The organism is Yersinia sp. J1 (genome assembly GCF_050586585.1).
In the GTDB taxonomy this organism is placed as follows: domain Bacteria; phylum Pseudomonadota; class Gammaproteobacteria; order Enterobacterales; family Enterobacteriaceae; genus Yersinia; species Yersinia entomophaga.
In genome coordinates, this window is record NZ_JBOBDP010000003.1 from 83385 (window position 1) to 101279 (window position 17895).

Sequence of the window (17895 nt, forward strand, 5' to 3'; positions counted from 1 at the left end):
TTATGGTTAAGGTCTATGCTCCGGCATCGATTGGCAATGTTAGCGTCGGTTTTGACGTGCTGGGTGCGGCGGTTTCACCCGTGGATGGCTCCTTGCTCGGCGATTGCGTTAGCGTAACGGCAGCAGACAGTTTCAGTTTGCAGAATGAAGGGCGCTTCTTCAGTAAGCTGCCTGTCGATCCAAAAGAGAATATCGTTTATCAGTGCTGGCAGCGTTTTTGTCAGGAAATAGGCAAGGAGATCCCGGTCTCAATGCGGTTGGAAAAAAATATGCCGATAGGTTCCGGCTTGGGCTCCAGCGCCTGTTCGGTCGTCGCCGGTTTAATGGCGATGAACGAATTTTGCGGCCAGCCACTGGATAAGGTCACTCTGCTTGGTCTGATGGGCGAGCTGGAAGGGCGGGTGTCCGGCAGCGTGCATTTCGATAACGTAGCGCCTTGCTATCTGGGGGGGCTACAGCTGATTTTGGAGCAAGCGGATTGCATTAGTCAGTCGGTGCCCGGCTTTGACGATTGGCTGTGGGTGATGGCTTATCCGGGAATTAAAGTTTCTACCGCTGAAGCGCGGGCGATTTTGCCTGCACAATATCGTCGGCAGGATTGCATCAGCCACGGGCGTAATCTGGCCGGTTTTATCCACGCCAGCCACACGCAGCAGCCTCTGTTAGCCGCTAAACTGATGAAAGATGTCATTGCGGAACCTTATCGTACGCAACTGCTGCCGGGCTTTGCCGCAGCGCGTCAGGCCGCACAGGATATTGGTGCACTGGCCTGCGGAATTTCCGGTTCCGGCCCAACCCTGTTTGCGGTGTGCAACGAAAGCGCCACCGCGCAACGCATGGCGGATTGGCTGCAAAAAAACTACCTGCAAAACGACGAAGGTTTTGTTCATATTTGCCGTCTGGATACCGCAGGCGCACGACTATTGGGATAACGCATGAAACTCTACAACCTTAAAGATCATAATGAGCAGGTCAGCTTTGCGCAGGCCATCAAGCAAGGCTTGGGTAAGAATCAGGGGCTGTTTTTTCCGCTGGAATTGCCAGAGTTTGAACTGACCGAAATTGATAACTTGCTAGATCAGGATTTTGTGACTCGCAGCAGCCGCATTTTATCCGCTTTTATCGGCGACGAAATAGCTCCTGAAACCCTGACCAAACGCGTTAAAGCCGCTTTTGAATTCCCGGCGCCAGTGGCTCCGGTCGAAAACGATGTCTCGATTCTGGAGCTTTTCCACGGCCCAACTTTGGCATTCAAAGACTTCGGCGCGCGCTTTATGGCGCAGATGCTGGCAGAAGTAGCCGGTGAGCAGCCCGTTACCATTTTGACCGCCACGTCTGGCGACACCGGTGCAGCGGTAGCTCATGCATTCTACGGTTTGAAAAACGTGCGAGTGGTGATTCTGTACCCGCGCGGTAAAATTAGCCCGTTGCAGGAAAAACTGTTCTGCACCTTGGGTGGTAACATTCATACCGTTGCTATCGAGGGTGATTTCGATGCCTGTCAGGCGCTGGTAAAACAGTCCTTTGATGACGAAGAGTTAAAACAAGAACTGCACCTTAACTCTGCTAACTCAATTAATATCAGCCGCTTGCTGGCTCAAATCTGTTACTACTTCGAGGCCGTGGCGCAGCTGCCGCAGGAAGCGCGTAACCAATTGGTGATTTCGGTACCGAGCGGTAACTTCGGCGATTTGACCGCAGGTCTGCTGGCGAAGTCTTTGGGGTTGCCGGTGAAACGCTTTATCGCCGCGACTAACGCTAATGACACTGTACCGCGCTTCCTGGTTAACGGTCAGTGGCAGCCTAAGGCTACCGTAGCAACTTTATCCAACGCGATGGACGTCAGCCAGCCGAATAACTGGCCGCGAGTAGAAGAGCTGTTCCGCCGTAAGATTTGGCAGTTGAAAGAACTGGGTCATGCAGCCATTAGCGATGAAGTGACCAAAGAAACCATGCGGGAACTGGCTGAAATGGGCTATATCTCTGAACCTCACGCCGCCATTGCTTACCGCGCGTTGCGCGATCAGCTGCAAGACGGCGAGTTCGGCCTGTTCCTCGGGACAGCGCATCCGGCGAAGTTTAAAGAGAGCGTAGAAGCGATTCTGGCGCAGGAATTACCGTTGCCGAAAGAGTTGGCTGTCAGAGCATCAATGCCATTGTTATCTCGTGATTTACCGGCAGATTACGATCAACTGCGCGCGTTCCTGATGGCATTACCGAAATAAGCTAGCGCGTTTTGCAAAATACAGCGAACTAACTAAAGCAGGAAAGGGCCGATTGGCCCTTTTCTATATGACTTTTATATATAAATAGTACATCAATCAGCTTAGTGCTGCTCGGGTCGTTTAAAGACCAGCTCGTTTTTCGCCGAGAGTCCCGAATCGAACTGATAGCCTTCCAGATTGAAATCCACCAATTGCTCGGTTTTACTCAACCGGTTCTGAATGATAAAGCGGCTCATCAACCCGCGGGCTTTTTTGGCGTAGAAACTGATAATTTTGTATTTACCGTTTTTCTCATCCAGGAATACCGGTTTGATGAGCGTACCGTTCAGTTTAGCCGGCTTTATTGCTTTAAAGTATTCATCCGAAGCCAGGTTAATCAGTACGTTATCGCCTTGCTGTTCCATCGCCTGATTCAGTTTCTCGGTCAGGGTATTCCCCCAAAAGGCGTATAAGTCCTTACCCTGTGAGTTAGCCAGTTTGGTGCCCATTTCCAGACGGTATGGCTGCATAAGATCCAACGGACGCAACAGGCCGTATAACCCGGAAAGCATACGCAAGTGCTTCTGAGCAAAGGCAAAATCTTCTTCGCTGAAATCCTGCGCCTGCATACCGGTGTAAACATCGCCTTTAAACGCTAGAATCGCCTGACGGGCATTTGCCGGCGTGAATTTCGGCTGCCATTCGCTAAAACGGGCGGCATTTAATCCAGCCAATTTATCGCTGATTTTCATCAGGCTGGCAATCTGGGGCGGAGTCAGTTCACGGCAAATCTCAATCAGAGCCTGAGACTGATCCAACAACTCGGGCTGAGTGTAGGTTTGGGTAGCCAATGGGCTTTGAAAATCGAGAGTTTTAGCCGGAGAGATAATAATAAGCATGACGACATCCTGTTTATCCAGATTGGCACACTGTAGCAAAAAGCGAGCGGTAACCAAACGAAGAATGGTCAATTGCTAAGATAGGAAGCATCGCGTGGCTAAATCGTCTCAGCATCATGATAATGAACCAAGTTGTTATTAATCCACGGGGTTCAACGCCTTTTCGCAGGCGAAAACGGTTGCTCGGAGAAGTCGGCGCGACCGGTGTTTTTTTAAACAGTTGAACTGCCTTGCACCGGGGCTTCTGCGTGTTATTATCAAGAAAAGGCTGGGTTGCAGAATGCCAAAAGTTCATGCACAAACGATGAGAAACGACAACATGACCGATAAACTTACTTCCCTACGTCAATTGACTACCGTTGTAGCTGACACCGGGGACATTGCGGCGATGAAACTGTATCAGCCGCAAGATGCCACGACTAACCCCTCTCTGATCCTGAACGCGGCTCAAATTCCTGAATACCGTAAATTGATTGACGACGCTATCGCCTGGGCTCGCGAGCAAAGCAGTGATAAAGCGCAGCAAGTCATCGATGCGGGTGACAAGCTGGCCGTTAACATCGGTCTGGAAATTCTGAAGCTGATCCCAGGCCGTATTTCTACCGAAGTTGATGCGCGTCTGTCTTACGACACCGTTGCCAGCGTAGCAAAAGCCAAACGCCTGATTAAAATGTACGGTGATGCGGGCATCAGCAAAGACCGTATCCTGATCAAGCTGGCTTCTACCTGGCAGGGCATCCGCGCCGCCGAGCAGTTAGAGAAAGAAGGCATCAACTGTAACCTGACTCTGCTGTTCTCCTTCGCTCAGGCGCGTGCTTGTGCTGAAGCGGGCGTATATCTGATTTCTCCGTTTGTTGGTCGTATTCTGGACTGGTACAAAGCGAACGGCGACAAGAAAGAGTTCGCACCAAACGAAGATCCGGGCGTGATTTCCGTTAAAGAAATCTACCAGTATTACAAAAAACACGGCTACAAAACCGTGGTGATGGGCGCAAGCTTCCGTAATATTGGTGAAATCATCGAACTGGCTGGCTGTGACCGTCTGACCATCGCTCCAACTCTGCTGAAAGAGTTGGCGGAAAGCGAAGGCCCACTGGAGCGTAAACTGTCTTACACCGGCAACATTGCCGCTGCGCCAGCGCCGCTGACTGAGGCTGAGTTCTACTGGGAACACAACCAAGACCCAATGGCCGTTGAGAAACTGACTGACGGTATCCGCAAGTTTGCTGTCGATCAGGGCAAACTTGAGAAGATGATTGCCGATCTGCTGTAATTTTATACCGGCAGGCAACATTGAACGAAAAAGGTGGCGTAAGCCGCCTTTTTTACGTCTGAAGCTCGCCTATTTCTGCTCTGTGACGGAACAAAACTATACTTGATTCTGTGAGTTGAGAGGGTTGAGGTAATAGCGTCGCGTAGTATCATCCCGCCCACAGAGAAAGATTTTTTCATTGAGGTCGTTGTATGCATACATTGCGTGTAGGTTTAGTGTCCATTTCCGATCGGGCATCCAATGGGATTTATCAGGATAAAGGCCTGCCAGCGTTGGAAGACTGGTTAAAAAGTGCCTTAACGAGTGAATTTACCCTCGAAACCCGTTTAATCCCCGATGAGCAAACGCTGATAGAGCAAACCCTGTGTGAGCTGGTGGATGAAATGGGCTGCCATTTGGTGTTGACCACCGGCGGAACGGGCCCGGCGCGTCGCGATGTGACGCCGGATGCGACTCTGGCCATCGCCGATCGTCAAATGCCCGGTTTCGGCGAGCAAATGCGCCAAATCAGTCTACACTTTGTTCCCACAGCGATTTTATCCCGCCAGGTTGGCGTGATTCGCAAACAGGCGCTGATACTGAATTTGCCCGGCCAGCCTAAGGCGATAAAAGAAACGCTGGAAGGAGTAAAAGACGCGGAAGGCAACGTGTTGGTTCATGGGATTTTTGCCAGTGTCCCATATTGCATTCAATTGTTGGATGGCCCGTACATTGAAACCAACAGTCAGGTGGTAGCAGCATTCCGTCCTAAAAGTGCCTTACGTGATACAAAAATCTAAATTCATATAGTTTCTGACATAAGATACCATTCTAAGCATGTGAGGATTTTTGTACGGTATAGTAATTTTTACTTTACAAAGAGTTGTAATATTTTTAACTCAATACTCTGGCTTATCACGGTGTCTTATGGATCAACAGCACAATCGCCGATTGAATCGGCAAGATTATAAAACTCTGACGTTAGCCGCTTTGGGCGGAGCTTTAGAGTTTTATGACTTCATTATCTACGTATTTTTTGCCGCGATTATCGGTGAACTCTTCTTCCCTCCCGATATGCCTGAGTGGCTACGTCAGGTGCAGACCTTTGGTATTTTCGCCGCCGGTTATCTGGCGCGACCATTGGGCGGCATTATCATGGCGCACTTCGGCGATTTGGTTGGTCGTAAGAAGATGTTTAGCCTGAGTATTCTGTTAATGGCTTTGCCGACGCTGGCCATTGGTCTGCTACCAACTTATGCCACTATCGGTATTGCCGCACCGTTGTTACTGCTGCTGATGCGCGTATTGCAAGGCGCGGCTATCGGTGGAGAAGTTCCGGGCGCCTGGGTATTTGTGGCCGAGCATGTACCGCGTAAACGCGTTGGTTTTGCCTGCGGCACCTTAACCGCCGGGTTGACGGCGGGCATTCTGCTAGGCTCTCTGGTGGCTGCGGGGATGAAAACCACCATAAGCACCGAGGCAATGATGAACGGCGGCTGGCGTATTCCATTCTTCCTCGGCGGTATTTTCGGCCTGTTCGCTATGTATCTTCGCCGCTGGTTACAGGAAACGCCGATCTTTAAAGAGATGCAGGCGCAGAAAGCGCTGGCAGAGGGTTTGCCCTTGAAATCGGTCGTGGTTAACCATAAAAAAGAAATCGTGGTTTCGATGCTGCTGACCTGGGTGCTGTCCGCTGGAATCGTGGTGGTTATCCTGTTGACGCCAACCTATCTGGAAAAACAGTACGGCGTGATGTCGGCGCTGGCGATGCAGGCGAATAGCGTGGCGATTGTGGCGCTGGTCTGCGGCTGCATACTCTCTGGGCTGGCCATTGATCGCTTTGGCGCGAGTAAAACCTTTATCGTCGGCAGCGTGTTACTGGCGGTAGCGACTTGGTCGTTTTATCAGGCTGATTTAACCGATCCTGTCAAGCTGTTCACTCATTATACCTTTGCTGGATTTAGCGTGGGGATTGTCGGTGCGGTACCTTATGTGATGGTCCGGGCTTTTCCGGCAGAAATCCGGTTTACTGGAATTTCATTTTCCTACAATGTGGCATACGCCATTTTTGGCGGGTTGACACCTATTTTGGTCACGTTATTGATGAAAGTTACGCCTATGGCACCTGCCTATTATATGTTGCTGTTATCAGTGGTCGGGTTCCTGTTGGGGATATATTTACGTAATGATATTAATAGTGATCTGAATGTACAGTTGTCAAAGAGGGTTCTGGCTGAGTAGATAACCGCCAATTAGATGATTATTCTAAATAAATAGCCCATACATCATGGGCTATTTTTAACTCGTATAATTTAAAATTCGTGCTTGAAATTAAAACCAACTTTTTGCTTAACACGAGCTGAGGGTTGCGAAATAACTTCAGAAAATAATGTTCTAGCGCCTTGTTGTTGTAAATATCTTGCCAGCGCTCTAACCGCTGCGGTCCCCGCTCCTCTGACTGTACCGTCGCGATCGGGAAATAGGACATAATCTGGTAGTGTTGCTGATGCAACCAGTTCAACTTCATCTTTGCTGTTAAAACGGTCGGCAAGAACAACCGCGATAATTTTTCCCTGTAGTTTGACTACCACATAGATTTCACCGGGGCGTTGAAGCCTTAATCTACGATGGATAATACCTGTAACGATATGCCCAGCATGGAGGAGTCTACTGAGGGCGCTGTTATTTTCATTTGCGCCGGAATCCGCGCCGAAATCCGCGTTGGAATCTGCACTGGAATCCGCACTGGAACCTTTGATATCTTGTTCGATATGCGTTCCTTGGTACTGCATCCCCCATTGCGCGATAGTTTCACTCAGCTTTTTACGCATGGCTCGAGCATTCTTAACTTCACTATCTGAAAGCTTTTCTTCTTCTTCCGGTGTTAGCGTTGGGATTATCTCTATTTCGAATTCAGTATCATTTTGCACAACGGGCTCACCCTGCGAAATTATTATTGGAGGCGTATCTCTATAGACAAATGTCTCTAGTAATAGCTCGTAAATACCTAAGGGTAATAGCTCTATCTGAGAGGGCGACTCATCAGAAGAAGAAGAGAAACTATAATTTAAGTAATTGAGTTGAGCATAGTCAAATGCTGTTTTAATATGATCAAGCGTATTTTCTGTGTTTTTCTCAGCTATTTTTTCTTTTATAGACTGAACTAATCGATTCCCTGTCTCTTTATTTTCTACTGTAACACCTATATTTCCTGTCCGGATGATGGAATCTAGGATTCTGCCAAAAAATGCGGCATTCCAAGTTTCGGGACTATGACCGAATAATAAGGTGAAGTCAGTCATAATATCCAGCGTCCATTCAATACAGTGAGGTCTTATTTGACGTGTTTGACGAGAATTAAGTAGAGAGTAAAGAGACACTCTACAGGCTTTTGCTACAGCAGGAAGACTCAGTGCCTGACCATGTTGATTGGTGTCGATATAAGTTAATGTCATATAATGATCAAAAATTTCTTGTATTTGTAACGCTGGTGTTCTTGACGGCTTTTTCTTCAGTGGACTACTGCTTCCAGCAATATGTAAAGTTTTACCTTGTGTATTACTGCTAAAATATTTATCTGCACGGAATACAATACCATCCAATTGTTGACATGTATCTTGCATTAGATAGTTATAGATATTTAAAAAAGGAGTAAAGGCGCATAGTATTTTACTGGTTTGTGCCACATCTCTTTTTTCCAAATACTTATCACCTGTATCTGCGGTGAGTATAGATTTTGCGAGAACTAAAGGATTATCTTTATTGTGGTTGGTTATGATTATTTCTGTATCTGTATCTGTATCTGTATCTGTATCTGTATCTGTATCTGTATCTGTATCTGTAAATGATGAAGCATCATTATCCCAACCAAAAGAAATAATGGGAGAAATATCTACTAGATTACTCTCCAACATTTGCATGTATTGAAGTTGTATTGTGTCTTTTTTTATTTGTATAATAAAAGCTAAGTTATCGATATTGTTGTAGTGATCAAAATAAAACTTATTTTTCATTTTTCGATCAGAAAACATAACGCCCCTGTTACTTATGCTAATATTCGGGCCACCAGAAATTTTGATGCTATACTTATCGCCTCCATTCGTACCTTTACTATCAAACTCTAGTAGAACCTGTTTGTTTTGTAAGCGTTCATCAGTCCAGTATTGACCAAATGCTTTAGTGATGTTTATTTTATAGTTATTTATAACAACACATCGTTGATCACAATTAATACCTTCTTTTTCTGATGCTTTAATGCTAGTGATGACATTGCTCATTTCCAGCGCTTGTAAATCGCTGTCATTGACGCTCTCTGTTAACCCGAAAAAAGGAGGATTGTAATTATCATTCTTATATACAGTTGCGAGCATACCAGGCGGAATGCTGATGGATTTTATTCTATCATTAGGAATAGGTAATTCTTTTTGTCCAGATTCAATAATGATTTCTGGATCGCTATATAAATCTATTTTCTGATGTGATGCTAAACAAGTACTTTCACCTTGAAAATCATCCTCTGTATAAAAACAGATTGCAGGTTCTACCTGATATGAGCCTATTTTATTATATAATTCTAATGCTATTAACTCAGGTAGATTAATATCATGTTTCACTCTTGTTTTTGTACCAGAGAAATTAATGCCACTATAAAGGGTGAGCACCATACCTGGTGGGATAGAAATTGATGCTATCTCATTATCAAAGCCATCATTATAAATAGAGCCTGATTCCCTTTCTGCGGAGCAAAATGATTCCCCTTCAAATTTGTCGAGTTCATAAAAACAGACTTTTGTTTCGTCTGAATAGGATGGTTGCGATATTATTAATATGATGCTTGCTAATAGTCTTGTAACTATACGCATAGGCTCTCCCTTTGATGTTATTGATTTTTATGTTTCATATCATCGACAGGGTTTCAATACTATATGATGCGTATTTTCTTTGCTTTATCTATTTTTATTTCTCTATTTTATTATTTAGCAGTGCTAATTTGAGATTTATGTAATTTAGATTTAAATATAAAAAAGTAAAAATAAAAAAACTCCGAATATAAACATTCAGAGTTTTTGGGATATGAATTTTCAAGCAAACTGTAATTAAACTATCGGTTGCTTAGGCAAAGTCTAGCGTGGTTCGCCAATCGGTAACACTGTGCGACCATATTGTTCGTTCAATACTTCAGCCATTGCCAGATAAATCGCGCTGGCACCGCAGATGATGCCTTCAAAACCAGCGAACACCAGCAGCGAGTGATTACCGGTAAAGTTACCGATAGCCAACAGGGCAAACAGCAGTGTCAGGCTGGCAAACACGAATTGAAGCGCGCGGTTGGCTGGCAAGGTGCCGAAGAACATAAACAGGGTAAAGATGCCCCAGATCCCGAGGTAAACGCCAAGGAACTGTGCGTCAGTGGCTTCTGCCATACCCATTTTAGGAAGCATCAGCAAGCCGACCAGACTCAGCCAGAATGCGCCGTAAGAAGTAAATGCAGTCGCGGCAAAGGTATTCCCTTTTTTATATTCCAGCAGACCAGCCAGAATTTGTGCCAAACCGCCGTAAAAAATCCCCATGCTCAGGATAACGGAAGTCAGGGGGAAGAAGCCCGCGTTGTGCAGGTTGAGCAAGACGGTGGTCATCCCAAAGCCCATCAGGCCTAGCGGGCCAGGATTCGCCAACTTGTTGGTGTTCATAAGTCCTCTGCAATAACAGATTGCTAAAAAAATGGATAAATATCCGAATAAGTATAAATCGCCTGAATGAGTAAAAAGTCGTCTATTCCCTCAGTGCGCGCGGCATCATAATGATCTGTTCGACCGGAAACAATGATCTTGAGTGCGATAAAAAGTAATTTTTTTTCATCTCCCCCCTTGATGATGGTTTTCATGGCCCCATCTTATTCCCAACCGCAGTGACTAATCGTGGTTAGCGGAAAATTGTCAGTAAATATTTGGCAGTTGAAAATTAGAAATCCGCCCATATATAGATTAGTAACTTGACCGATTATGACTTTTTTCGTGGAGGCGTTTTAGATGGGTAAAATTATTGGTATCGACTTGGGTACTACCAACTCTTGTGTAGCAATTATGGATGGTACAAAAGCACGCGTGCTGGAAAACAGCGAAGGCGACCGCACAACGCCTTCTATCATCGCGTATACCCAAGATGGTGAAACTCTGGTTGGTCAACCTGCTAAGCGTCAGGCTGTTACTAACCCACAGAACACCCTGTTTGCAATCAAGCGTTTGATTGGTCGTCGTTTCCAGGACGAAGAAGCACAGCGTGATAAAGACATCATGCCGTACAAAATCGTTGCTGCTGATAACGGCGATGCATGGCTGGAAGTGAAAGGCCAGAAAATTGCACCACCGCAGATCTCTGCTGAAGTGCTGAAGAAAATGAAGAAAACGGCTGAAGATTATCTGGGCGAGCCAGTAACTGAAGCGGTTATTACTGTACCTGCATACTTCAACGATGCTCAGCGCCAGGCAACTAAAGATGCTGGCCGTATCGCGGGTCTGGAAGTGAAACGTATCATCAACGAACCAACCGCAGCGGCACTGGCCTACGGTCTGGATAAAGAAGTTGGCAACCGTACTATCGCGGTTTACGACTTGGGTGGTGGTACTTTCGATATCTCCATCATCGAAATTGATGAAGTTGACGGCGAAAAAACCTTCGAAGTTCTGGCAACCAACGGTGATACCCACCTGGGTGGTGAAGACTTTGATAGCCGCCTGATCAACTACCTGGTTGAAGAATTCAAGAAAGACCAAGGTATGGATCTGCGTACCGATCCGTTGGCGATGCAACGTCTGAAAGAAGCAGCAGAAAAAGCGAAAATTGAACTGTCTTCTGCACAACAGACTGATGTTAACTTGCCATACATCACCGCTGATGGCAGTGGTCCAAAACACATGAACATCAAAGTGACTCGTGCAAAACTGGAGTCACTGGTAGAAGACTTGGTTAACCGTTCTATGGAACCGCTGAAAGTGGCTCTGAAAGACGCAGGTCTGTCTGTATCTGACATTCAGGACGTTATCCTGGTCGGTGGTCAGACTCGTATGCCAATGGTTCAGAAGAAAGTTGCTGACTTCTTCGGTAAAGAACCACGTAAAGACGTGAACCCGGATGAAGCCGTTGCTATCGGTGCAGCAGTTCAGGGCGGCGTTCTGTCTGGTGAAGTAAAAGATGTGTTGCTGTTGGACGTTACTCCATTGTCTCTGGGTATCGAAACAATGGGTGGTGTGATGACTCCGCTTATCACTAAAAACACCACCATCCCTACTAAGCACAGCCAGGTGTTCTCTACTGCAGAAGACAATCAGTCTGCGGTAACCATCCATGTGCTGCAGGGTGAGCGTAAACGTGCGCAGGACAACAAGTCTCTGGGGCAGTTTAACCTGGATGGCATTCAGGCCGCGCCTCGCGGTATGGCACAAATCGAAGTTACCTTCGATATCGATGCCGACGGTATCTTGCATGTGTCTGCGAAAGACAAAAATACCGGTCGCGAGCAGAAGATCACCATTAAGGCATCTTCAGGTCTGAACGAGGAAGAAATCCAAAAAATGGTACGCGATGCGGAAGCTAACGCTGAAGCAGACCGTAAGTTTGAAGAGCTGGTTCAGACTCGCAACCAGGCTGACCACCTGATTCATGGCACTCGTAAACAGTTGGAAGAAGCTGGCGACAAACTGCCAGCAGAAGACAAAACTGCCATTGAAGATGCACTGAAAGCGCTGGAAGCAGCGGTTAAAGGCGAAGACAAAGCGGAAATCGAAGCGAAAACTCAGGCACTGGTCCAGGTTTCTGGCAAGTTGCTGGAAATGGCACAGCAGCAGCAGGCGGCAGCCGGCGAAGCGGGCGATGCCAGCGCGAAGAAAGAAGACGACGTTGTTGACGCCGAATTCGAAGAAGTAAAAGACAAAAAATAATAGCCCTTAAGCGGGCACAGCAGTGGTAAGAGATACTGTTGCTGGAAACCAGCACGGGCGTCGAGGAAACTCTACGCCCGTGCACGCATGTTAAGGGTAGGAAAAACAGAATGGCGAAGAGAGACTATTACGAGATTTTAGGCGTCCCCAAGACGGCGGATGAGCGTGAAATCAAAAAGGCCTATAAGCGCCTGGCGATGAAATTCCATCCGGATCGTAATCAGGAACAGGACGCCGAAGGTAAATTCAAAGAAGTTAAAGAAGCCTACGAAATCCTGACCGATGCGCAAAAGCGCGCTGCTTACGATCAATATGGCCATGCGGCTTTTGAACAGGGCGGTATGGGCGGCGGCGGCGGATTTGGCGGCGGCGCTGATTTTAGCGATATCTTTGGCGATGTATTTGGTGACATTTTTGGCGGCGGTCGTCGTCAGCAGCGCGCCAGTCGTGGTTCCGACCTGCGTTACAATATGGATTTGACGTTAGAAGAAGCGGTTCGTGGTGTAACCAAAGAAATCCGCATTCCAACGTTAGACGAGTGTGATGTTTGCCACGGCAGCGGAGCAAAACCAGGCAGTTCTCCGATCACTTGTCCGACTTGCCATGGTGCAGGTCAGGTACAGATGCGTCAAGGCTTCTTCACCGTGCAACAGGCGTGTCCTCATTGCCACGGCCGGGGCCAAATTATCAAAGATCCGTGCAACAAATGTCATGGTCATGGCCGCGTTGAAAAATCCAAAACCCTTTCGGTTAAGATCCCGGCGGGTGTGGATACCGGCGACCGTATCCGTTTAGCGGGCGAAGGTGAAGCTGGTGAACACGGCGCACCATCAGGCGATTTGTACGTTCAGGTTCAGGTGAAAGCTCACCCGATCTTCGAGCGTGAAGGCAATAATCTGTATTGCGAAGTGCCAATTAACTTTGCAATGGCAGCGCTGGGCGGTGAAATTGAAGTACCGACGCTGGATGGCCGGGTTAAACTGAAGGTTCCTGCGGAAACGCAAACCGGTAAATTATTCCGTATGCGCGGTAAAGGCGTTAAATCAGTTCGCGGGGGCAGCCAGGGTGACTTGCTGTGCCGTGTAGTCGTTGAAACGCCGGTAAGTTTGAGCGAGAAACAGAAACAGTTACTGCGTGAACTAGAAGAAAGTTTCGGTGGTGCAGCGGGCGAGAAAAACAGCCCACGCTCTAAAAGCTTCCTCGACGGTGTGAAAAAATTCTTTGATGATTTGACCCGTTAATCATAGAACCTATGATTAGGTAGTGGAAACTAAATCCCTGGTATATACCGGGGATTTTTTTCGCCAATACTAGCAGCTGCAACGTGATGTTAATCATTAATTGCTCGGTTTATCCGAGTGTTTAATGCAATAAAAACGACTATTTTCGAGTTAATAATTAGCCTAGAATTTGTAAATTATTTGCCAATCTCTTTGGTTGGTTTCTCTGTCCGATGTAGGGAGTATTCATTGTGACAAATATTATTCGCCAATTCTTACGACTAGAAGCGGCCGGGGGCATGATTTTGATCGTGGCCGCGGTGGTTGCTTTACTGATGGCTAACAGCCCACTACAGGGTATTTATCAAACGTTCTTAGACATTCCGGTCGCGGTAAAAATTGCGTCATTGGATATCAGTAAACCGCTATTGCTGTGGATTAATGATGGTTTAATGGCCATCTTCTTTTTGGTCGTTGGGCTGGAAGTTAAGCGCGAACTGATGGAAGGTTCTTTGGCTGGCCGTGATAAAGCGGTATTTCCGGCTATCGCGGCATTAGGCGGGATGTTGGCTCCGGCGTTGATTTATCTGTTATTTAACGGTGCAGATGAAGTTACCCGTCAGGGGTGGGCTATTCCAGCGGCAACGGATATTGCCTTTGCGCTCGGTGTGATGGCGCTATTGGGTAACCGCGTTCCAACCAGTTTGAAAGTGTTTTTACTGGCGCTGGCGATTATTGACGATCTGGGCGTCATTATTATCATCGCATTTTTTTATACTCAGGATGTTTCTCTGGCCGCATTGGGCGCGGCAGCCGCAGCGATTGCGCTCTTGGCTTATATGAACTGGCGCGGAGTCGGGAAAACCTCGGTTTATCTACTTGTCGGCCTGATTCTGTGGGTGAGTATTCTGAAATCCGGAGTTCATGCGACGCTGGCCGGTGTGATTGTCGGCTTTATGATTCCGTTGCATACCAAAGATAAGTCTTCACCTTCCGAATCTTTAGAGCACGGGCTGCATCCGTGGGTGGCTTATCTGATTTTACCGCTGTTTGCTTTCGCTAACGCGGGCGTATCTCTTGAAGGCGTTTCGCTTGCGGGACTGACGTCGTTGCTACCTTTGGGGATTGCCAGCGGGCTGTTTATTGGTAAGCCGTTGGGGATTTTCCTCTTCAGTTGGGTCGCGGTGAAGGTTGGCATCGCCAAACTGCCGGAATCCATTAACTTTAAACAGATTTTTGCAGTGTCAGTGCTGTGCGGTATCGGTTTTACTATGTCTATCTTCATTGCTTCACTGGCGTTCGAAGGTGGAAGCGAAGCTTTGAGCACTTACTCTCGCTTAGGTATATTGCTGGGTTCTACAGCCGCAGCGATTGTGGGATACACACTGCTACGCTTGGTTTTACCGAACAAAACGCCGGCCGTTACCGCAAAATAATTGTCGTAAATCATTAGAAGGAATAGGCCGAACTGCCGATGTAGTGCTCTTTTACAACGTCGGCAGTTTTGCTTGATGGGTTCCCGAGATCGCATTATGTTTTGATCTCAGAACAAAGGAAGTTGATCGCTCGGGAAATTGATCACCCTATCGGGCGATACGTTAAGGAGATCACTGCATGCGAATGTCACATATCAATTTTAACCACCTCTACTATTTTTGGCAGGTGTGTAAGGAAGGCTCGGTAGTTGGAGCGGCGGAAGCATTGTTTCTCACGCCACAGACCATTACTGGTCAGATTAAAGCCTTGGAAGAACGCTTGGGCGGGAAACTATTTAAACGCCAAGGGCGCGGGCTGGTACCTTCAGAGTTAGGCCAGTTGGTTTTTCGTTACGCCGATAAAATGTTCATGCTTAGCCATGAAATGCTGGATATCGTTAATTACCGTAAAGAATCTAACCTGCTGTTTGACGTCGGCGTGGCCGATGCGTTATCCAAACGATTGGTTAGCCGAGTATTAGAAACCGCCGTGGTGGATAACGAGCAGATACATTTACGCTGCTTCGAATCTACCCACGAAATGTTGTTAGAGCAGTTAAGTCAGCACAAGCTGGATATGATCTTGTCTGACTGTCCGGTAGATTCCAGCCAACAAGAAGGGCTGTTTTCCGTTAAGCTGGGCGAGTGCAGCGTGAGTTTTTATTGCCGTCAGCCAATACCGGAAGCGCCTTTTCCTGCGTGTTTGCAGGAGCGTCGTTTGTTAATCCCAGGTCGCCGTTCTATGCTTGGGCGCAAGTTACTGAACTGGATAAACAGCAAAGGAATTCAGGTTGAGATTCTGGGCGAGTTTGATGATGCCGCATTGATGAAGGCGTTTGGGGTCTATCACAATGCAATTTTTGTCGCGCCATCTATGTATGCCGATGATATCTTTTCAAATGAACAGGTTGTGGAAATCGGGCGTTTAGATAATGTGCATGAAGAATATTACGTTATCTTTGCAGAACGAATGATTCAGCATCCTGCGGTACAGCGTGTGTGTAATAAAGATTTCACGTCATTATTTAACAGTTGAAAGCTCAGTGGTTAAAGTTTAATCGCTGGGCATTTAATAGCCGAAAGTTTGACTGTTGATGATTTAACCGCTGAAAGTCGGTTTGATAGATAAGAACGTAGTCAGCAAAGAGGATGCTCTATCAGATTATCGGGTAGGATAAACTGGTAGGGCGACCTAAGATTTGAATCTGTGACCAAATTGCAGATATAAAAAAACCGGCCTAGGCCGGTCTTTTTACAAGCAGTCAACTTAATGCATTACTGCATTGCGTTGATTTGCGCTGTCAGGTTTGACTTATGACGCGCTGCTTTGTTTTTGTGGATCAGACCTTTACAGGACTGACGATCCACAATTGGTTGCATTTCATTAAATGCTTTTTGCGCCGCGTCTTTATCGCCAGCTGCAATTGCCGCATATACCTTCTTAATGAAGGTACGCACCATTGAGCGACGGCTAGCGTTATGCTTGCGGCGTTTCTCAGACTGTACGGCGCGTTTCTTAGCTGATTTGATATTAGCCAAGGTCCAACTCCCAAATATATTCTATTGAGGACAATTCAAAGGCCGAGGAATATGCCCTTTTTGCCTTCGTTTGTCAATGGATTTGTGCAAATAAGCGCCGTTTGTACGGGCGGCACTTGCTACGTTGTGATGGAGCGGGATTTTACCAGCTTCGAGCGGTGGAATACAGTCTTTCGAAAGAAAATTCCACCGGCCTCACCTATTAAGCCTTCGGCGATGGTTTTTGCAAAAGTCTTAACGGGGGGTCTGTATCCAACTGCTCGCGCATTCTACAGGATAAACTGGCGTAAAAGTGTTTTAACTGCGTATTATCGGTAAATTGCTATGACTATTGGAGTAAAGGTGCCAATCGCGGGTTAACCTTAACCGCTGTACAAGGTATAATCCGGCGATTTCCACTGTTTTGAGCCAGCTATGGAGCTAATTCGCGGTATACATAATATCCGGGCACGCCACCATGGTTGCGTGCTAACTATCGGTAATTTCGACGGTGTCCATCGTGGGCATCTGGCATTACTGGAGCAACTCAAGCGCGAAGGTCAGCGCTTAGGGCTACCGGTAATGGTGATGATATTTGAGCCGCAGCCTTTGGAACTATTCGCAGCGGAAAAAGCACCGGCCCGGTTAACGCGTTTACGTGATAAAGCCAAATATTTGGCACAGGCCGGCGTTGACTACTTATTGTGCGTTAAATTTGAACCGCGTTTTGCTGCCAATATGGCCCAGACCTTTGTGGCTCAGTTACTGGTAGAAAAGCTCGGCGTTAAGTTTCTGGCGGTTGGGGATGATTTTCGCTTTGGCGCCGGGCGTCAGGGGGATTTCCGACTGTTGCAGCAGGCTGGTGCCGAGTACGGTTTCGATGTTATCAGCACCGACAGTTTCTGTGACGGTGGCTTACGCATTAGCAGCACGGCGATTCGTCAGGCGCTGCATGATGACGATTTGTCACTGGCAGAAACGTTGCTTGGGCACCCTTACAGCATTTCTGGACGGGTTGTTCATGGTGATGAGCTGGGGCGAACCATTGGTTTTCCTACGGCGAATTTACCGTTAAAACGTTTAGTCGCTCCGGTCAAAGGAGTGTACGCGGTTGAAGTGTATGGCTTGGATCCAGAGCCGTTACCCGGCGTTGCCAATATCGGCACGCGGCCGACCGTTGCCGGCATTCGCCAGCAGCTGGAGGTTCATCTGCTTGATGTAACTATGGATCTTTATGGGCGCCACATTGATGTGGTGCTGCGCGCAAAATTGCGTGATGAACAGCGGTTTGCTTCCCTCGATGCTTTGAAGCAGCAAATCGCCAATGATGTGGTGACGGCCCGAAATTTCTTCGGGCTAAAGACACCGGTTTAATATTTCTAGCCGAAAA

The 17895-nt window shown here is 47.2% G+C and carries 15 protein-coding genes; 10 read left to right on the plus strand and 5 right to left on the minus strand.

All coding sequences use genetic code 11. The features are described from left to right. Positions 1–2: 2 nt before the first annotated feature. Together thrB and thrC are read left to right on the plus strand one after the other, a co-directional pair. Positions 3–932 carry a homoserine kinase gene (thrB, locus tag ACQ4OC_RS07465; RefSeq protein WP_064516321.1) on the plus strand — a complete coding sequence of 310 codons (930 nt, stop codon included), beginning with the start codon at positions 3–5 and terminating at the stop codon, positions 930–932. Between the two features lie 3 nt (positions 933–935). Then, a complete protein-coding gene (gene thrC / locus ACQ4OC_RS07470) occupies positions 936–2225 on the plus strand; it encodes a threonine synthase (protein ID WP_064516323.1) in 1290 nt (429 codons plus the stop codon). A gap of 101 nt (positions 2226–2326) precedes the next feature. Here the strand turns inward: thrC and yaaA are convergent, their stop codons facing one another. Further along, the gene (yaaA, locus tag ACQ4OC_RS07475; protein ID WP_064516325.1) at positions 2327–3103 is read right to left on the minus strand and encodes a peroxide stress protein YaaA; all 777 of its coding nucleotides are present in this window, start codon (positions 3101–3103) and stop codon (positions 2327–2329) included. Positions 3104–3422: 319 nt separating this feature from the next. On the opposite strand from yaaA, the gene tal reads away from it, so the two are divergent. The 3 genes from tal (at position 3423) to ACQ4OC_RS07490 (ending at position 6596) form a co-directional block, all read left to right on the plus strand. Beyond that, positions 3423–4376 carry a transaldolase gene (gene tal, locus ACQ4OC_RS07480; RefSeq protein WP_064516327.1) on the plus strand — a complete coding sequence of 318 codons (954 nt, stop codon included), beginning with the start codon at positions 3423–3425 and terminating at the stop codon, positions 4374–4376. A gap of 191 nt (positions 4377–4567) precedes the next feature. Further along, positions 4568–5155, plus strand: coding sequence for a molybdopterin adenylyltransferase (gene mog / locus ACQ4OC_RS07485; RefSeq protein ID WP_064516329.1), 588 nt, complete (start codon positions 4568–4570; stop codon positions 5153–5155). Positions 5156–5282: 127 nt separating this feature from the next. Beyond that, positions 5283–6596 (plus strand): MFS transporter, encoded by a 1314-nt coding sequence (locus tag ACQ4OC_RS07490; protein WP_064516331.1) that lies wholly within the window; start codon positions 5283–5285, stop codon positions 6594–6596. 71 nt (positions 6597–6667) lie between these two features. Here ACQ4OC_RS07490 and ACQ4OC_RS07495 read toward each other — a convergent pair whose 3' ends face one another. From ACQ4OC_RS07495 to ACQ4OC_RS07505, 3 genes are all read right to left on the minus strand, one after another. Next, positions 6668–9217 (minus strand): GNAT family N-acetyltransferase, encoded by a 2550-nt coding sequence (locus ACQ4OC_RS07495; RefSeq protein WP_430971056.1) that lies wholly within the window; start codon positions 9215–9217, stop codon positions 6668–6670. A 261-nt stretch (positions 9218–9478) separates the two neighbouring features. Next, entirely contained in the window at positions 9479–10045 is a 567-nt protein-coding gene (gene satP / locus ACQ4OC_RS07500; RefSeq protein WP_004721110.1) for an acetate uptake transporter, read from the minus strand. A 23-nt stretch (positions 10046–10068) separates the two neighbouring features. Further along, positions 10069–10239, minus strand: a complete 171-nt coding sequence (locus tag ACQ4OC_RS07505) for a hypothetical protein (protein ID WP_158513766.1) — start codon at positions 10237–10239, stop codon at positions 10069–10071. 145 nt (positions 10240–10384) lie between these two features. Here ACQ4OC_RS07505 and dnaK point away from each other — a divergent pair, with 145 nt between their 5' ends. The 4 genes from dnaK (at position 10385) to nhaR (ending at position 16023) form a co-directional block, all read left to right on the plus strand. After that, the gene (gene dnaK / locus ACQ4OC_RS07510; RefSeq protein WP_120805192.1) at positions 10385–12292 is read left to right on the plus strand and encodes a molecular chaperone DnaK; all 1908 of its coding nucleotides are present in this window, start codon (positions 10385–10387) and stop codon (positions 12290–12292) included. Positions 12293–12402: 110 nt separating this feature from the next. Beyond that, on the plus strand, positions 12403–13533 hold the full coding sequence (dnaJ, locus tag ACQ4OC_RS07515) for a molecular chaperone DnaJ (RefSeq protein ID WP_064516337.1): 1131 nt from the start codon (positions 12403–12405) through the stop codon (positions 13531–13533). A 230-nt stretch (positions 13534–13763) separates the two neighbouring features. Beyond that, on the plus strand, positions 13764–14948 hold the full coding sequence (gene nhaA / locus ACQ4OC_RS07520; RefSeq protein ID WP_064516339.1) for a Na+/H+ antiporter NhaA: 1185 nt from the start codon (positions 13764–13766) through the stop codon (positions 14946–14948). A 178-nt stretch (positions 14949–15126) separates the two neighbouring features. Further along, a complete protein-coding gene (gene nhaR / locus ACQ4OC_RS07525; RefSeq protein ID WP_049598937.1) occupies positions 15127–16023 on the plus strand; it encodes a transcriptional activator NhaR in 897 nt (298 codons plus the stop codon). Between the two features lie 239 nt (positions 16024–16262). Here the strand turns inward: nhaR and rpsT are convergent, their stop codons facing one another. Next, entirely contained in the window at positions 16263–16526 is a 264-nt protein-coding gene (gene rpsT / locus ACQ4OC_RS07530; RefSeq protein ID WP_049598935.1) for a 30S ribosomal protein S20, read from the minus strand. Positions 16527–16940: 414 nt separating this feature from the next. Between rpsT and ribF the strand changes: the two genes are divergently transcribed. Then, positions 16941–17879, plus strand: a complete 939-nt coding sequence (gene ribF / locus ACQ4OC_RS07535) for a bifunctional riboflavin kinase/FAD synthetase (RefSeq protein ID WP_064516341.1) — start codon at positions 16941–16943, stop codon at positions 17877–17879. Positions 17880–17895: the final 16 nt, after the last annotated feature.